This window comes from Synechococcus sp. CCY9201, assembly GCF_034931105.1.
Lineage (GTDB): Bacteria > Cyanobacteriota > Cyanobacteriia > PCC-6307 > Cyanobiaceae > CBW1002.
The window spans coordinates 1-15,865 of the sequence record NZ_JAYGIC010000148.1; the positions used below are offsets into that span (position 1 = coordinate 1).

The window sequence follows — 15,865 nt, forward strand, 5'->3', positions numbered from 1 at the left end:
ACAGCCGCCAGCCTGCTGTGGCATCCGGGCCTGGAGACCTGGCAACGGGCCGCCGATCTGCCCGAGCTGGCGGTGCTGCTGCAGGCGCCACCACCCCCGCCGCCGCCGGTGCCGCCGGCAGGACCAGAGCCATGAAGTGCGCCTGCTGCGCCGCACCCCTGCCCCCCCAGGCGGTGGTCTGCGCCTACTGCGGCAGCCGCCAGGACGTGGACCTGCAGAGCTGGGTGCAGGCCGAATCGATCGGCCCGATGCAGGATCTCAGCTGCCCGGATTGCCGCCAGTCCCTGGAGGAGCTGCGGCTGGGGGGCGATCCGCCGCTGGTGGTGGGCCGCTGCCACACCTGCCTGGGGCTGTTCCTGGGCCACGGCGTGCTGGAGCAGCTGCTGAGCCAGGCGGTACGACCCTCGATCGACATCGACGGCCCCAGGCTGAACAGCCTGGTGGAGCAGGCAGCCGGCAGCAGCCCACCGCTGCGCTACCGCCACTGCCCCGTCTGCGACGACCTGATGAACCGCAGCCTCTACGGCAAGCGCAGTGGCGTGATCGTGGACCGCTGCCGCGACCACGGGCTCTGGCTCGATGCCGGCGAACTGCGCCAGTTGATGGAGTGGGCCCATGCGGGCGGACTGCTGCACCACGCCGCCCGCATGGAGGAGGAGCAACGGGAACAGGAGCGGCGCCGGCGGCAGGAGGAGGTCGAACGCCGCGCCGCCGAACAGGAGCTGCAGAACCTGGAGCCCGGCCGCGGCCAGAACGACTGGCTGGACGCCGACCTCACCACCTTGCTGACCCGAGGGTTGCAGCGCCTGCTGGGGGGCTGACCATGGCCGGCCCCAGCAACCGATCGCGGGGGGAGCGGTGGCGGGGCCAGCAGCGGCGGATCGGGCTCACCGGCGGCATCGCCACCGGCAAGAGCACGGTGGGACTGATCCTGGCTGAAAGCTTCGGACTGCCGGTGCTGGATGCCGACACCTACGCCCGCGAGGCCCTGGCCGCTGGGAGTGTCGGGGCGGAGGCCGTGTTGGCGCGCTATGGCCCGGTGGTGAGGGCCAAAACCAGCAGCAACGGCACCGCAGCGATCGATCGCGCCGCCCTCGGCAGGATCGTCTTTGCTGATGCGGCCGAGCGCCTCTGGCTGGAGCAGCTGGTGCATCCGCGGGTCAGAACCCGGTTCGATCAGGAGCTGCGGCGGCTGGCGGCTGAACCTGTGGTGGTGCTGATGATCCCGCTGCTGTTTGAAGCAGGTCTCGACAACCTCTGCAGCGAGATATGGCTGGTGGATTGCGACGCAGCCGAGCAGAGGCAGCGCCTGCTCCACCGCGACGGGCTAGCGGAGGCGGAGGCCCTTCGTCGCATCCACGCCCAGTGGCCCCTGGAGCGCAAGCGGGCCCTGGCAGACCGTCTGATCGACAACCGGGGAACGAGCGATGCGCTCACCACAGCGGTGGAACGGGCCCTCGCGGCGGCTGGTCAGAGTCAGTGAAACGGGAGGGGTGCGGTTCCAGGCAGGCGACTGCGTTCCGGGATCGCCACCACGGGTTCTCCCCGGTCCCAGCGCCCTGAGTCGGGTCCTCCGCAATGACGCCCCTGCTCAGCGCGAAACCACTTGGTGATCACGTACTTGCAGCCTTGCCGCACCGGCAGAGCTTCATGGAGCACGTAGGGGTTGGGGGATCCATCGGCCATCAGATTGTTCCAGGCCAGGGCCAGCCCCTGCACCGGCGTGAAGGAGCGATCCAGCAGGCGGAAGCGGGTTTCGCCGCCGGCCTCCACGGCATTGAGGTAGATCATCACCGTCCAGGTGCGCTGCCCCCCGGGGCGGGTGTGGTGCCGGTATTCCTCGGTGCCGGGGGTGAACCAGTCGGTGTGCTCGCGGAAGTACTCCCCCACTCCGTAGCGCTGCCCCTGCAGCCCCTCCGAGAAGGCCGGATCCACACCCAGCAGCTCCGCCAGGCGTCGATCGAGATCCGCAGCCAGAGCGCGATCACCATCCCGCAGGTGACAGGTGCGGCTGGTTCGATAGTCCGCCGGCCCCTGGGTCACGGTGGATGGTTGCAGGGATCCATCGATCGCCACCCGGATCACGTCGCACTCCTCCGCCGAGAGGAACCCAGGGATCTCGTACACCTGTGCCAGCGGGGTATCGAGACGCCAGGCGCGGGGATGCTGGCGTGGATCGGTGAGGCGGGCCTGGAACCAGTGAAGCCAGGATGCCTGAGGAGCTCCCGGAGATGGCTCCGCCGGTACCGCCCCTGGCAAGCGAAGGCATGTCCTGGATGGAGCCTCTCCCTCCAGGACGGCGGTGATGGCTTCCGCCGTGAAGCCCTGGGCCAGTCCCCGCTCGATCAGTCCGAGGCGGTCGCAGCCGCGGTCGCGGTTGAGCCGGAACCACTCCTGCCACTCTGGAGGAATCGTTGCCACGGCTCACTCTGCAAGACACTGTTCCAGGTTGCTGGACTGGCAGGCCGTCTGCACGCCCGCAGGCTCAGCTCTCCGTCAGAGCGGAGATCATCCGTGTCACGCAGGCCTCGGGGCCCAGCTCCCCGGAAGCCACGATCACGTCGTAGCTGCAGAAACGATGAACCTCGCCCACCAGGCCACGGGCTCGACCGAGAACGCGATCGCCGCGTCTGCATGGATGCGGGCCAGCTCTCGATGGCAACGCAATGCTCCATCCAGAGAGGCTCACCACCTGCTGGGATTTGGACGTCACTCTCTGGGCCTCAGGGAGCCGCCATTGCAGAAGCGTGTCGCCCAGGCCTTGATCACTTCCCTGTTGTCATCCGGCGTACTCTGCGAGTGCCACTGCACTGACGTGGAATAGCAGGCATCCCAGATTTTCGCCTGCCGGGCAAGGGGCACCAGGGATGCAGCCATGACAACGGCGCTGACTGTTGTGATCAGCTGAAGAACGATGCCTGCATGGGCACGGACCATTTCCCGCGAAGTCGGTTTCTGATCGGTGTGCTCGCTCATGGTGGGGTTGCTATGAAATCAGAATGGATTTCAGCCATTGTGGTCGCTATCAGCCGCCACCTTTGATGCTCGTATGGGTCGTTAACACCGCTGGGCGACGATCAATCTCTTGATGATCGTCCAGAGATGGCGTTGAGCAAGGGTATTCCCTGAAGCCTCAGCCCTTCAGCTTCTCCAGCAGGATCTGGTTGGCCAGCTTTGGATCGGCTTTGCCGCCAGTCTTCTTCATCAGCTGGCCCACGAAAAAGCCCTGGAGTTTGTTCTTGCCGCCCCGGAAGGCTTCGACTTCGGTGGGATGGGCTGCCAGCAGCTCCTCCACAATGGCGGTGATCGCCGCTGGATCACTGATCATGCCAAGGCCACGCTCCGCCACGATCGCCTTGGGTGAGCCGCCTTTCTCGAGCAGTTCGGGCAGAATCTCCTTGGCGATCTTGCCGCTGATCACTCCGGATTCGATCATCTGAACCATCTCGGCCAGCTGGGCAGCCTGAAACGGCAGTTCGGTGATCAGGAGTCGGTTGGCATTCACGTACGCGGCAATGTCACCGGTCACCCAGTTGGTCACGGCTTTGGGATCTCCCCCGGCAGCCACGGCGGCTTCAAAATATTCGGCCATGGCGCGCTCATCGGTGAGCACGCGGGCGTCGTAGATCGAAAGGCCGAGCTGATCGGCGTAGCGATGGCGCTTCGCGGCTGGAAGTTCGGGAAGCTCGGCGCGCCAGGATTCCCGCTGCTCCGCGCTCACCTCGATCGGTCCAAGATCGGGGTCAGGAAAGTAGCGGTAGTCGCTGGCACCTTCCTTGCTGCGCATGCTCTTGGTGAGCTGCTTGGCTTCGTCCCAGAGGCGGGTTTCCTGCACCACCGGCTCGCCGGCCTCATAGGCCTTGATCTGCCGCTGAATCTCATACTCAATCGCCTTCTGAATGGCAGAGAAAGAGTTCATGTTCTTGATCTCCACCTTTGTGCCGAAGGGGGCATCGGGTCCGCGGCGCACGGAGATGTTCACGTCGCAGCGCAGGGAACCCTCCTGCATGTTGCCGTCGCTGACGCCCAGATAACGCATGATCCTGCGAATCTCGGAGGCATACTCAGCGGCCTCACGGCCGGTGCGTAGATCAGGCTTGCTGACGATTTCCGCCAATGCCACCCCGGCGCGGTTGTAATCCACCAGTGAATGGGTGGAGCCAGCCAGGCGATCACTGCCGGCATGCACGAGCTTGCCGGCATCTTCCTCCATGTGAAGCCGCTCGATGCCGATTGTTTTCAGGTAGGTTTCCTTACCCTTCTCAGCCACCTCCACTTCGATCCAGCCATTTTCGGCGATGGGTTCGTCGTACTGGGATATCTGATAGTTCTTCGGTAGATCGGGATAGAAATATTGCTTGCGATCGAACTTGCTGTGCTCGGCGATCCTGAGGTTGAGGGCCATGGCGGCCTTCACCGCATACTCGAGCACCCGCTGGTTGAGTACCGGCAGGGTGCCGGGCAAGCCGCACACCACCGGATCGATATGGGTGTTGGGGTCGTCGCCGAAGGCGGTGGAAGCGCAGGTGAAGATCTTGCTGTCGGTGCCCAGCTGCACGTGGGTCTCGAGGCCGATCACCGCCTCCCAGGCAGCCTCAGCCGTGGCCTTTGCAGCAGCCCCTGCCATCACCGTTCTCCAGATCCCATGCGTGGGCTGATCCTATGGGGAGCGCCGCTGGAGCCTCCGGGCGGGTCGTGATCGCAGCGCTGTGCGGTGCATGCGCCGAGCGGTGGGTGCATGACTCGCGCCCTGCGGGGCCCAGCTGGAACACTGGAGAGCCCGATTCCAGACGTTCCCGTGGACCAGGCGGCTGCCGACCGCGACCCCGTGCTGATCCTGGGTGGTGGGCTGATGGGCCTGGCCATCGCCCATCAGCTCGCCCGCCGCGGCACAGCGGTGCTGGTGCTCAGCCGGCGCCGCAGCGAAGCCGCCGGCTTCGTGGCCGCCGGCATGCTGGCGCCCCACGCCGAAGGATTGCAGGGCAGCCTGCTGGAGCTGGGTCAGCAGTCACTGCAGCGGATCCCTGCCTGGGTCGCCCAGATCGAAGCGGACGGCGGCAGCTCCTGCGGCCTGCGGCCCTGCGGCATTGTGGTTCCCTTCCCCACCATCGCCGAACGGGACCGCTACCCCACGGCTGCCTGGGGCCAACCCCTCGACCGCGCTGCCCTGGAGCGCGAAGCACCCGGCATCGGCCCTCGCTGGCAGGCGGGTCTGCTGTTTGAGCAGGACGGCCAGATCGACAACCGCCGCCGGCTGATGCGCGCCCTGGAGCGGGCCTGCGTGGCCCTGGGTGTGGCCTTCCAGGAGGGCAGCGAGGTGCTGGAGCTGCAGCAGAACGGCCGTGGCGCCCTGGCGGGAGTGCGCCTGCGGACGGCCGAAGGAGACGAGCGCCAGTTGCCGGCCCGCCGCGCCGTGCTCACGGGCGGGGCCTGGAGCGCCAGGCTGCTGCCCCAGCTGCCCGTGTTTCCGGTCAAGGGGCAGATGCTGTCGCTGCAGGGGCCGCGCCAGGCCCTGCAGCGGGTGATCTTCGGCCCGGGCACCTACCTGGTGCCGCGGCACGACGGGCTGCTGGTGGTGGGAGCCACCAGCGAGCCGGAGGCGGGCTTCGCCGACGGGCTGACGCCCTTCGGGCAACGCCAGTTGCAGGACGGCATCGCGGCCTTGCTGCCTCAGGCGAGCCAGTGGCCCCCCATGGAGCGTTGGTGGGGGTTTCGCCCCTGCACCCCGGATCAGGCGCCGCTGCTGGGCCCGAGTCCGATCGAGGGGCTCTGGCTCGCCACCGGCCACCACCGCAATGGCGTGCTGCTGGCAGCGATCACGGCGGAACTGCTGGGCGTTGCCCTGGATCCGGAGGGCCAGTCAGTCGAGCAGGACCTGCCCGCAGGCATCAGGTCCTGCCTGCTGGAGGCGTTTCGTTGGGACCGCTTCATGGCGCCTTCGGTCTCTCCTCCTGGTGCCTCTCCCCAGAGCGCCCGGCAGTCAGGCACGGTGAACGCGGCTCCGGTTCAGCCGCCAGGGTGAAGCTCTCCATCCCTGCATCGCGCAGCCCCCTGCTCAGGTGGGCGGGGCGATGCCCCCTCAATGGCGAAGGCCCGCAATCCGAACACCGGTACAGGCTCGGGCCAACACTTCACCATCGGACCGCCCCAGCGGCACGACGCCCACCAGACCGTTGAACAGCACCACCCGACGGCCGCGACTGACACTCACCAGTGGTGGACCGGTGCCCTACAGCTGGACCGCCGCCAACGGGGCCATCTCCCATGGACGTGGCTTGAGGCCCAGTTCCCCCGCGATACGGAGTCGGAGGCTGCCTCCACTGGCCAGCTGCACTTGCAGGTGTCCGGGGTGCTGGGTGCTGGGTGCTCAGCACGGGGAGAGGGCCCATTCACCGCCTTGCGTAACGAGGCGGCAGCCTCAGCCTTCGGTACGCCACGGCTGGTCGGAAGGGGTCCACTCGCTCAGCTCCGAGGGCTGGAACCACAGGCCGATCTCAAACTCAGCGGTTTCCGGGGCATCGGAGCCATGGATCACATTGCGGCCGATGTTCACCGCCAGGTCACCGCGGATGGTGCCGGGCTCAGCCTCGAGGGGCTTGGTGGCACCAATCAGCTTGCGGGCGCTGGCGATCACGCCATCGCCTTCCCACACCATCGCCACCACAGGGCCGCTGGTGATGAACTCCACCAGGCCGGCGAAGAACGGGCGCTCACGGTGCACGCCGTAGTGGTTCTCTGCCAGCTCACGGCTGGGGGTGAGCTGCTTGAGGCCCACCAGCTTGAAACCCTTGCGCTCGAAGCGGCCGAGGATCTCGCCCACCAGGCCGCGCTGCACGCCATCGGGCTTGATGGCAACAAAGGTGCGTTCGGCAGCCATGAAGTCGGAAACATCGGATCGGGCCCATCGTCCGCGCCGGCCCTGCCGCTTGGCAAGCACACCGCTTCAGCCAACCGGTCCCGCGGCCGCCGCTCAGGGCTTCAGGTCCGCACTGCCTAGATTTCGCCTGCTGCTCCGTCGCCGTTTCCATGGTGCTCGCCCAACCCTCCCTCGCCGGCGAGCTGGCCATGGCGGCGTCCGGGTCTCCCACCTGGACCCCCGCCGACAGCGCCTCCCTTTACGGCCTCGACGGCTGGGGCGATCCCTACTTTTCGGTGAATGCCCGCGGCCATGTGCTGGTGCAGCCCCAGGGGGAGAGGGGCGGATCCCTGGATCTGGTCGAGCTGGTGCAGGGGCTGCAGGGCCGCAACCTGTCGCTGCCCCTGCTGATCCGCTTCGACGACATCCTCGAAGACCGGCTGGAGCGCCTCCATGCCGCCTTCGCCCGCGCCATCGCCCAGTACGGCTACGCCGGGCGTTACCAGGGCGTCTTCCCGGTGAAGTGCAACCAGCAACGCCATGTGGTGGAGCAGCTGGTGGAGAGCGGACGGCGCTGGCACTTCGGCCTGGAGGCCGGCAGCAAGGCCGAACTGCTGATTGCCCTGTCGCTGCTCGACGACCCCGAGGCCCTGCTGATCTGCAACGGCTACAAGGACCAGCGCTATATCGAGACGGCGATCCTGGCCCGGCGTCTCGGTCGCCAGCCGGTGGTGGTGATCGAGCAGGCCGATGAAGTGGAACGGATCATTCGCGCCAGCCAGGAGCTGGGGGCTGCTCCCTTCCTGGGCATCCGGGCCAAGCTCTCCACCCGCAGCACCGGCCGCTGGGGCAGTTCGGTGGGGGAGAAGGCCAAGTTCGGCCTGTCGATCCCGGATGTGCTGGCCACGGTGGAGGCCTTGCGCAAGGCCGACCTGCTGGGGGATCTGAAGCTGCTGCACTTCCACGTCGGCAGCCAGATCAACGACATCGCCGTCCTCAAGGACGCCCTGCAGGAAGCCGGGCAGATCTATCTGCAGCTGGTCCGACTGGGGGCCCCGATGGGGTTCCTCGATGTGGGCGGCGGCCTCGGCATCGACTACGACGGCAGCCGCACCGCCACCGCCGCCTCGACCAACTACTCCCTGCAGAACTACGCCAACGACGTGGTGGCCACGGTGCGGGAGTGCTGCGAACCGCACGGGATTCCGCTCCCCACCCTGGTGAGCGAGAGCGGCCGCGCCATCGCCAGTCATTTCTCGGTGCTGGTGTTCGATGTGCTCGGCCGCAGCGGCGTGCCGGGAACCGTGCCGCCGCCGCAGGAGAACGAACCGCTGATCGTGCGCAACCTGCGCGACACCCTGGCCGGCATCACGGGGGTCGTGCAGGGCAGGGACAGCGAAGCCAAGGCTGAAGCCCCAGGCCTCGACACCACCGCCGCAACCACTGCTGAACCCGGGGACGTTCCCCCGCTGGAGCGGCTGCAGGAGGCCTGGAACGACGCGATCAAGTTCCGCGACGACGCTCTGGCCGCCTTCCGGCTCGGCTACCTCAGCCTGCCGGAGCGGGCCATGGCCGAACAGCTCAGCTGGGCCTGCGCCGAGGCCATCGCCGGGCAGCTGCCGGCCAGCGGGCCGATCCCCGAGGATCTGCGCGCCCTGCGGGCGGCCCTGGCCAGCACCTACTACGCCAATCTCTCGGTGTTCCGCTCCGCTCCCGACACCTGGGCGATTGATCAGCTCTTCCCGGTGATGCCGATCCACCGGCTCGACGAACGGCCCGACCGGCTGGGCAGCTTCGCTGACCTCACCTGTGATTCAGACGGCAAGCTGGCCCGCTTCATCGACCGCGGCCAGGTGAAGCCCCTGTTGGAACTGCACGATCTGAATCCCGGTGAGCCCTACTGGATCGGACTGTTCCTGGCGGGGGCCTACCAGGAGGTGATGGGAAACCTGCACAACCTGTTCGGCAGCACCGATGCCGTGCACATCCGCCTCGGGGCCGGCGGCGGCTACCGAGTCGACCATGTGGTGCGCGGCAACACCAACGCCGAGGTGCTCGAGGCGATGGAACACGACCCGGAGCTGCTGCTGGAGCGGCTGCGGGTGGCCAGCGAGGCGGCGATCGGCCGCGGCGACCTGCGGATCAGCGAAGTGCGCCGCCTGATGGATCACCTTGAAACCAGCCTGCGCCAGACCACCTACCTGCAGAGCTGACGGTGTCCAGCGCTAGCAACAGCCCAGGCAGGCCCGCAAGCCGCGTAGCTTTTCCCATCGGCCGCGCCAGCAGGGATCGGTGACCTGTCTGTACCGCAGCAGCGTGCAGCTCTTGCACTGGAGCAAGAGGCGACGCAACACCGCCACCATCGCAGGATTCAACATCTGGAGATGATTCAGTGAGCCGAAGATGATCCGCCCACCTGACAGCGCTGGCAGAGGGGAGGCTTCCGGCATCACTTCCGGCCTCACTTCCGACGGACGAAAGACGAACTGATTATGTCAGCCGCACAGACGCTCCAGTCCGCTCTCCTTGTGAATGGCAATTTCCCCCTCGGGATCCAGCCCAGCCATCGGTGAGGCGGTAGTCGAGGCTCGACAGACCGGTGAGGAAGAAATAGCCGAGCCAGGCCTATGCTACGGGTATGGCCAACGGGATCGATCAGCTATTTTCAGGGACTTGATGATATCGGCGATTGCCATGAAGCGCGATAGCACCGACAGATCCTCCGCGGAGTCGCCGCCCGCCAGCACAGCATCGAGCCGTTCGATGGCTGAAGGATGGGTGGATATTGATGGGCTGCTCTTCAGGAGCTGCAGGAACCGTTCCAACACTGTCCAATGCAAGGCGATCTCCTGGATTGCCCAGCCTGTCCAGTCCTACCGATGGCGGCAGCATCGGACATAGGCGCCAGAATCGGGGCATTCCTCCTCTGAAAGATCGACGGCATGGGTCGCTGGAGTTTTGCCCTGCCGAGCCGTGATCGGATCCGCAGCCGCATCCTGACCCTGCTCAAGGGCATGGCCCCCTACGGCATGGCGGCCCTGCTGCTGCTGGGCCTGCAGCGCAGCCGGATCGCCGAAACCCTTGATCTCCTCCTCTACGACCTGGTCACCAGTCAACGCCCGGCGCCGGCTGGCAAGGATCTGCCGATCACCATGATCGGCCTGGATGAGTCCGACATCCAGGCCTACGGCTGGCCGATCGAGGATGGCCTGCTCTGCCGGGCCATCGAGCGGCTGGGGCAGGAGGGGGCGGTGGCGATCGGCCTGGATCTGTACCGCGACAAAGGCATGGGGCCGAACCAGGCCTGCCTGCGGCAGCTGGTGCAGAGCGAGCACCGTCTGGTCACGATCTTCAACGTGGCCGAGGGCATCGAGCCGATCCCCGGAGCTCCCCCCGAACGGCAGAGCTTCAACGATCTGGTGGTGGATGCCGATGGGGTGATGCGCCGCGATCTGGTCCACGTGGCCGGGCAGGATGAAGCCACCGTGTCCCTGGCCTTGCGGCTGGCGGAGGTGGCCAGCGGCAGCAAGACCCTGCGCGGCACTCTCGATCAGGGCTCGGCGCCTGGCCCCTGGCTGGAGAGCGAGTCCGGCGGATACCGCGGGCTCGATGCAGCGGGCTACCAGCAGATGCTGCCGTTCCGCCAACCGGGCAGCTTTCCCACCTGGAATCTGCAGGCCCTGCTGGCGGGCCAGGTGCCGGCGACGCAGATCCAGGGTCACATCGTGCTGATCGGCAGCACGGCGCCATCCCTGCGGGATCTGTTCGAGATTCCCCACACCCGCTTCACCAGTGGTGCCAAGCAGCTGCTGATGCCAGGCGTGGAGATCCATGCCCTGCGGGTGGCGGCCCTGCTGGAACGACAGAATGGCGATCTGCGGCTGCATGTCTGGACCTCTTCAGGCCAGCTGGACCTGGCCCTGGAACTGCTGGCCGTGGTGCTCGGGATCGGCCTCGGGGAGGCCTTCAGGACCCTGCGGCGCAGTGTGGTGGCGGTGGCTCTGGTGGGGCTGGGACTGGCCGGGGGGCTGATGGCACTGCTTTGGCTTCAGCACGCCTGGATCGGTGCCGTCACCCCCCTGGCCGGCCTCTCTCTGATGGCCGGTGCCGGCTGGTTGCGCCGCGGCGCCGCCAGCCAGCAGCAACGCCAGCAGATTCAGCGGCTGCTGGGCCAGACCACCTCCCCGGCGGTGGCCAAGCAGCTCTGGGAGCAGCGAGAGGAGTTGCTGAGCGACGGACGCTTCGAGGGCCGCCAGCTGCCGGTCACGATTCTGTTCTCCGATACCTGCAGCTTCACCAGCGTGTCCGAGCAGCTCCAGCCAGCTGAACTGCTCAGCTGGCTGAACCGGGGGATGGCCTACTGCGTTCCGGCGATCACCAAACGGGGCGGCATGGTGAACAAGTTCACCGGCGACGGCTTCCTGGCCGTGTTCGGAGCACCGGTGAGCAACAGCCCCAGGGCCGATGCCCGTGCCGCGATCGAAACCGCCCTGGACATCCAGAACGGCCTGGACACCATCAACCAGGAGCTGGCCCGCGAAGGGGCCCCGGCGATGCACCTGCGCATCGGCATCCACTCCGGGGAAGTGCTGGCCGGTTCGATGGGCAGCAGTGAACGCCTGGAATATGCCGTGATCGGCGACACCGTGAACTGCGCCTCCCGGCTGGAGAGCATCGACAAAACCCGCCAGGACAACATCTGCCGGGTGCTGGTGTCATCGGCGACCCGGGCGCTACTGCCTGAAGACTGGGCCCTGGAGTGGGAGCACTGGGGCGAGCTGCAGGTGAAGGGCCGGCAGGAGCCACTCGACATCTGGGAGCTGCGCGGCGCAGCGCTCAGAGACAGCGCACCGGCAGCTCCGCCGGCCACTCCCCATTGACCACATCCGTCATCCCGAAGGCCTTGGCCACCTGGGCCCGCGGCACGGTGGAGCCACAGAACCTGCGCAGTTGCTGCAGGGCAGTCTGCAGGGGCTTGTCCTCCGGCGTGCTGTCGTTATCAGCCACCAGCAGGCTCACCGCTGGCGGAGATTCCGACTGGACGAAGGCCAGGGGATTATTGGCTGCGGTGGCACTGCCTTCCTCGCATTTGTAGGCCGATTCCCAAACGGTGGGCACTTTCAGTGCCGACACAGCGAGCAGGGTGACACCCGCAGGAGACGCCGGCAGCAGCCGCTCGACACCCGACGAGTGGGCGGCATCGCTGTTGAGCGGACGGAAGGAGAGGCGCACGGGACGCGGGTTGGCGGTCGGCCCTTCCAGCAGACCGATCTGGAGGGACGAGCCCGGCGCGAACACGCTGGTGGTGGGCACCAGGTTGGCCACCAGCCTGGAACTGCACTCGCCGCGAGTTCCTCCTCCGACGCGTCGTCCGGGGAACGTGGACCGCAGGGATGACTGGGCCAGTACCTCCGGCAGCTGGCTGGCAGCCACCAATAACAGCAGGCCAGTTAGAAGGGCGTGGCGCTGCCGGATCAAAGGCCTGGAGGTGGATGGATTGCCTTCAGGGCGACCTGCCATGGATTCGAGCCTCTCTCATCCCCTCCACCCTGAAGCAAACATAGGGATTGTGGCCAGCCCCGCCCACAGGGCTTTGCAGAGAATATGGAGAAACTGATCGGTGTTGAGCCGGTACAGGCCGCGGCACTTGCCCAGGTCGATGAACGTGTGGATTCCCCATTCCGCCAGACCCAGCAGTGGCACGCCGGTGATCCAGGCCACCAGGAAGCCGTGGATGGCGGCATGGGCGGTGAGCCACCAGCGCCAGGAGAGCACCACATCGCAGCCTGGGCACTTCTCGACCGCCATGCGATCGCTCTGCAGCGCGAAATCCCCCACTAAATGCCCCATGGCGAGCATCAGAAACAGGTTGAAGGTCACTGCGGGATCATTCACGACCGCTCGGCACATGGGGAACATTCGCACCAGAATGATCGCGGCTTGCACCAATGGCCATGCCCGCCCTCGACCGCCTCATTCTCACGATCGGGCTGGCAGTGGGTCTTTTCGCCCTTGCCGCCATGGTGCGGCGGCGGCCACACATGCCCCCTCTTCCCCTGGCTCTCCCGCTGGTTGCACTCGGGATCCAGGCCGTCGCCAGTCTGCTGCGCGGACCCCTGCAGGGGATCGATCTGCTGGGCCTGGATATGGCGCGCTGGCTGGACACGGGCGGTGCGCTGGCGGTGCTCTATGCCCTGATCCGCCTGGCGCTCTGGGGCTGTCTGCAGGTTCCGCCGGCCCTTGGCTGGTGGCCGCCTGTTCCGAAGATCCTGCGGGATCTGCTGCTGCTGCTGGCGGCAGCGGCCGTCACCGTGCTGGTGCTGCGTGACTACGCCGGCGTCAATCTGGTGGGGCTGATCACCACCTCTGCCGTGCTCACCGCCGTGGTGGGGCTGGCGGCGCAGGAAACCCTCAAGGACCTGTTCGCCGGCATCACTCTGCAGCTGGATCCTCCCTTCCGCGAAGGCGACTGGATCGACCTGGGCGAGGCGAAGGGCACGGTGGTGGGACTCACGCTGATGAACACCCACCTGATGAGTTTGGATCGGGCTTGCGTCGTCGTTCCGAACGACACGGTGTCGCAGGCCGTGCTGCGCCGGTACAGGCAGAAGGATCCGGTGGGGAACGGCTTCTGCCTGGGGCTGGATTACAGCCTGCCGCCGGCCCAGGCGCAGCAGCTGATGCTGGCGGTGCTGCAGGAGCATCCCCGGGTGCTGGCCGATCCTCCCCCACGGATCTGGGTGGCCGAATACGGCGACAGCGCCATCGTTTACGACCTGATGGTGTGGCACTTCGACGCCACCGACGCCAGCCGGTACGACGTGCGCAGCGACCTGCTCTCCCAGATCTGGTATGCCCTGAAGCGCGCCGGCCACAGCGTTCCCTATCCGGTCCGCGAACTGCGGCCCAAGCGGCCCGACCGGGGCACCCCTCCGGCGGAACCTCTGGATTCGGAAGCACGGATGGCGCTGCTGACTGAGCACACCCTCTTCAGCAGCCTGGACGCGGACCAACGGGAGCACCTGGCCCGGGAAAGCCACTGCCTGCGCTTCGGCCCAGGGGAAACCGTGGTGCGCGAAGGCGATCGTGGCGACACTCTTTTTAAGATCGTCTTCGGGTCTGTGGAGGTGCTCAAGTTGGATGGGAGTACCACCTGCCACCGGGTGGCGACGCTCGGGCCGGGCGATGTGTTCGGCGAGATGACCCTCTTCACCGATGCGCCCCGCAGCGCCTCGGTGCGAACCACCAGTGAAACCCTGCTGCTGGAGGTGGAACGGCGTGACCTCCAACCGCTGCTGGAGAAGGATTCGGTGCTTCTGGAGCGCATCGCCCGGATGGTGCAGGAGCGGCAGGCAGGCCTCGATCAGCTGATGCAGCAGTGCAACCGACCCACGGAAGTGAGTGTGCTGCAACGGATGCGGCAGCTGTTCGGCGTTCTGCGGGGCTGATGGCGAGCCAGGCGGCGCGGGCGCGGCGTCATTGGCCGCGATGCCCTGCTTCGGCATCGGCCGGCAACCACCTTGCACACACACCTGCAAGGGCTCGATCTGGGGTTGCACCTGCGACAGCCGACTGACCCTCAGATCATTCACATCGATATCCTGCAGAGCCGAGCGCACGATCACCTGCAGGATCCCCTCCCACAGCACTCGCACTTCGGCCCTCGCATGAATCCACCGGGGCTAGGAGTTTGTCGCCCAAAACCAGCAGCGCCAGCGAGTACAAGCACTTGCTGAACCAACGGTCTTGGTTACCGGCATCTCAATGCCGGTGATTCCGGCCAATCGTCGGCTGCAGCAGGCAGCCAGAGGGGCTGTCCCCTCAAGCTGCCAGTGCTGCTTTGAACCTGAACAACTTGTTGATGTTGTGGGTCAGGCACCAGAGCGCCCATTCACCGTTCACGTTGTCCAGGCCGCGCAGCAGAAAGCGGCGCAGCCCGCGGCATTCCTTGGTCTGACCAAAGACGGGCTCCACGATCGTCTTGCGCCTGGCGTAGATCTCGCGTCCTTTCTTGCAGCACAGCTTGCGGTTCATCCGGCCCTTGGCATCCAGGTTTTTGGGGATGGGGCCACGGGTTGGTGCTGGAGGCTGGCCGTACTTCTCCCTGCCGGTCGCGATGTGGGGATCGACGCCCCGTGCCGTGCAGGCCTCGGCGTTGGCCTCGCTCCAGTAGCCGGCATCCGCGATCAATGTTTTCGGAAGCTGAGTGGTGTTGGCAATGGTGCGCTCAAGCATCGGTTCGAGATGCTCCACATCAGGCGGCTGGTTGCTGACGCCGATGGCCACGATCACCTGGTAGTCCCCATCCACAGCTGCTTGGCAGTTGTAGCCCTGAATCCAGTTCCCATCGCTCTTCATGATGTGGCTGGCTGGATCAGTGAAATTGCGCTGGCTGCCTTTTGTCGGTGTGCCGCAAGCCTTGTGCGCCAAGCCGCGATGGGGCATTTGATCGGCGGCCAGCGGCTCAAGATCAGGTGGTCCCAGGCCCGCCTCGTTGGCCTTGGCGATCGCCAGGTCTTTTGCCGCAGCTGCCTTCTCGACTACGCGATCGGCTGTCTTGCTGCATTCTTGCCGTTGCTGCTCGGGCGCCTCTTCCGCGGCCTTCACGGCCGCTGCCGCCTGCTCCTGCCGTTGACGTGCAGCGGCAGCCGCGGTTTCAGCCTCCAGTTCCCGGCGAGCCTGGCGAATCTTCTCCAGCCGGTCTTCTCGGCGGCGCAGTGCCTCAGGTAGGTCGCTGCCGCGTTTGCCCTTGCCGTAGCGGCCATCCTCTTGGGCGTCGAGGATCTCGGCCTTGCGCAGCAGCTCCCTGATCTCCTGCTCCAACTGCTTCTCGGATTTGAGCATCCGCTGGTAACTCATTGCCTTGTGCTTGGAGGCATTGCCCTTCACCTTGGTGCCATCCAGCGCCACCTGACCCAGGCTCACCATGCCGGCCTTCTGACACAGGCGCAGGATCTGCACAAACAGCTCCTCCAGGGCTCCAAGATGGCGGCGGCGGAAGTCGCTGAT

Annotated in this window: 14 protein-coding genes; 6 read left to right on the top strand and 8 right to left on the bottom strand. The window is 66.5% G+C overall.

Going from position 1 to position 15,865, the window contains the following annotated elements; genetic code table 11:
- The first annotated feature begins 131 nt into the window (after positions 1-131).
- Together VB716_RS14315 and coaE are read left to right on the top strand one after the other, a co-directional pair.
- Positions 132-821: a zf-TFIIB domain-containing protein gene (locus tag VB716_RS14315; protein WP_323270831.1), complete on the top strand. Its 690-nt coding sequence runs from the start codon at positions 132-134 to the stop codon at positions 819-821.
- A 2-nt stretch (positions 822-823) separates the two neighbouring features.
- The gene (gene coaE / locus VB716_RS14320) at positions 824-1,483 is read left to right on the top strand and encodes a dephospho-CoA kinase (RefSeq protein ID WP_323270832.1); all 660 of its coding nucleotides are present in this window, start codon (positions 824-826) and stop codon (positions 1,481-1,483) included.
- On the opposite strand, the gene VB716_RS14325 is transcribed toward coaE, so the two are convergent.
- The 3 genes from VB716_RS14325 to gatB form a co-directional block, all read right to left on the bottom strand.
- The gene (locus VB716_RS14325) at positions 1,477-2,421 is read right to left on the bottom strand and encodes a prolyl hydroxylase family protein (protein WP_323270833.1); all 945 of its coding nucleotides are present in this window, start codon (positions 2,419-2,421) and stop codon (positions 1,477-1,479) included. The two genes, coaE and VB716_RS14325, sit on opposite strands and share 7 nt — an antisense overlap.
- A gap of 288 nt (positions 2,422-2,709) precedes the next feature.
- Positions 2,710-2,976, bottom strand: a complete 267-nt coding sequence (locus VB716_RS14330; protein WP_197158465.1) for a hypothetical protein — start codon at positions 2,974-2,976, stop codon at positions 2,710-2,712.
- A 157-nt stretch (positions 2,977-3,133) separates the two neighbouring features.
- Entirely contained in the window at positions 3,134-4,627 is a 1,494-nt protein-coding gene (gene gatB, locus VB716_RS14335; RefSeq protein ID WP_197170925.1) for an Asp-tRNA(Asn)/Glu-tRNA(Gln) amidotransferase subunit GatB, read from the bottom strand.
- Between the two features lie 225 nt (positions 4,628-4,852).
- On the opposite strand from gatB, the gene VB716_RS14340 reads away from it, so the two are divergent.
- Positions 4,853-6,022, top strand: coding sequence for an FAD-dependent oxidoreductase (locus tag VB716_RS14340; protein WP_416238121.1), 1,170 nt, complete (start codon positions 4,853-4,855; stop codon positions 6,020-6,022).
- Between the two features lie 57 nt (positions 6,023-6,079).
- Here VB716_RS14340 and VB716_RS14345 read toward each other — a convergent pair whose 3' ends face one another.
- Both VB716_RS14345 and ndk read right to left on the bottom strand, forming a co-directional pair.
- Complete coding sequence (locus VB716_RS14345) at positions 6,080-6,211, bottom strand: hypothetical protein (RefSeq protein WP_323248449.1); 132 nt, start codon at positions 6,209-6,211, stop codon at positions 6,080-6,082.
- 207 nt (positions 6,212-6,418) lie between these two features.
- Entirely contained in the window at positions 6,419-6,877 is a 459-nt protein-coding gene (gene ndk, locus VB716_RS14350) for a nucleoside-diphosphate kinase (RefSeq protein ID WP_197158471.1), read from the bottom strand.
- Positions 6,878-7,065: 188 nt separating this feature from the next.
- Here ndk and speA point away from each other — a divergent pair, with 188 nt between their 5' ends.
- Entirely contained in the window at positions 7,066-9,069 is a 2,004-nt protein-coding gene (gene speA, locus VB716_RS14355; RefSeq protein WP_322758778.1) for a biosynthetic arginine decarboxylase, read from the top strand.
- A gap of 729 nt (positions 9,070-9,798) precedes the next feature.
- Positions 9,799-11,736 carry a CHASE2 domain-containing protein gene (locus tag VB716_RS14360; protein WP_323270835.1) on the top strand — a complete coding sequence of 646 codons (1,938 nt, stop codon included), beginning with the start codon at positions 9,799-9,801 and terminating at the stop codon, positions 11,734-11,736.
- Here VB716_RS14360 and VB716_RS14365 read toward each other — a convergent pair.
- Both VB716_RS14365 and VB716_RS14370 read right to left on the bottom strand, forming a co-directional pair.
- Positions 11,693-12,376: a hypothetical protein gene (locus tag VB716_RS14365; RefSeq protein ID WP_322758196.1), complete on the bottom strand. Its 684-nt coding sequence runs from the start codon at positions 12,374-12,376 to the stop codon at positions 11,693-11,695. The genes VB716_RS14360 and VB716_RS14365 overlap by 44 nt on opposite strands.
- A gap of 15 nt (positions 12,377-12,391) precedes the next feature.
- Positions 12,392-12,751, bottom strand: coding sequence for a DUF3307 domain-containing protein (locus tag VB716_RS14370; protein ID WP_322758197.1), 360 nt, complete (start codon positions 12,749-12,751; stop codon positions 12,392-12,394).
- A gap of 59 nt (positions 12,752-12,810) precedes the next feature.
- Between VB716_RS14370 and VB716_RS14375 the strand changes: the two genes are divergently transcribed.
- Entirely contained in the window at positions 12,811-14,304 is a 1,494-nt protein-coding gene (locus tag VB716_RS14375) for a mechanosensitive ion channel family protein (RefSeq protein ID WP_323270836.1), read from the top strand.
- A gap of 373 nt (positions 14,305-14,677) precedes the next feature.
- Here VB716_RS14375 and VB716_RS14380 read toward each other — a convergent pair.
- Positions 14,678-15,865: transposase (locus VB716_RS14380; RefSeq protein ID WP_323270837.1), on the bottom strand; the 1,188-nt coding region annotated here is incomplete at its 5' end.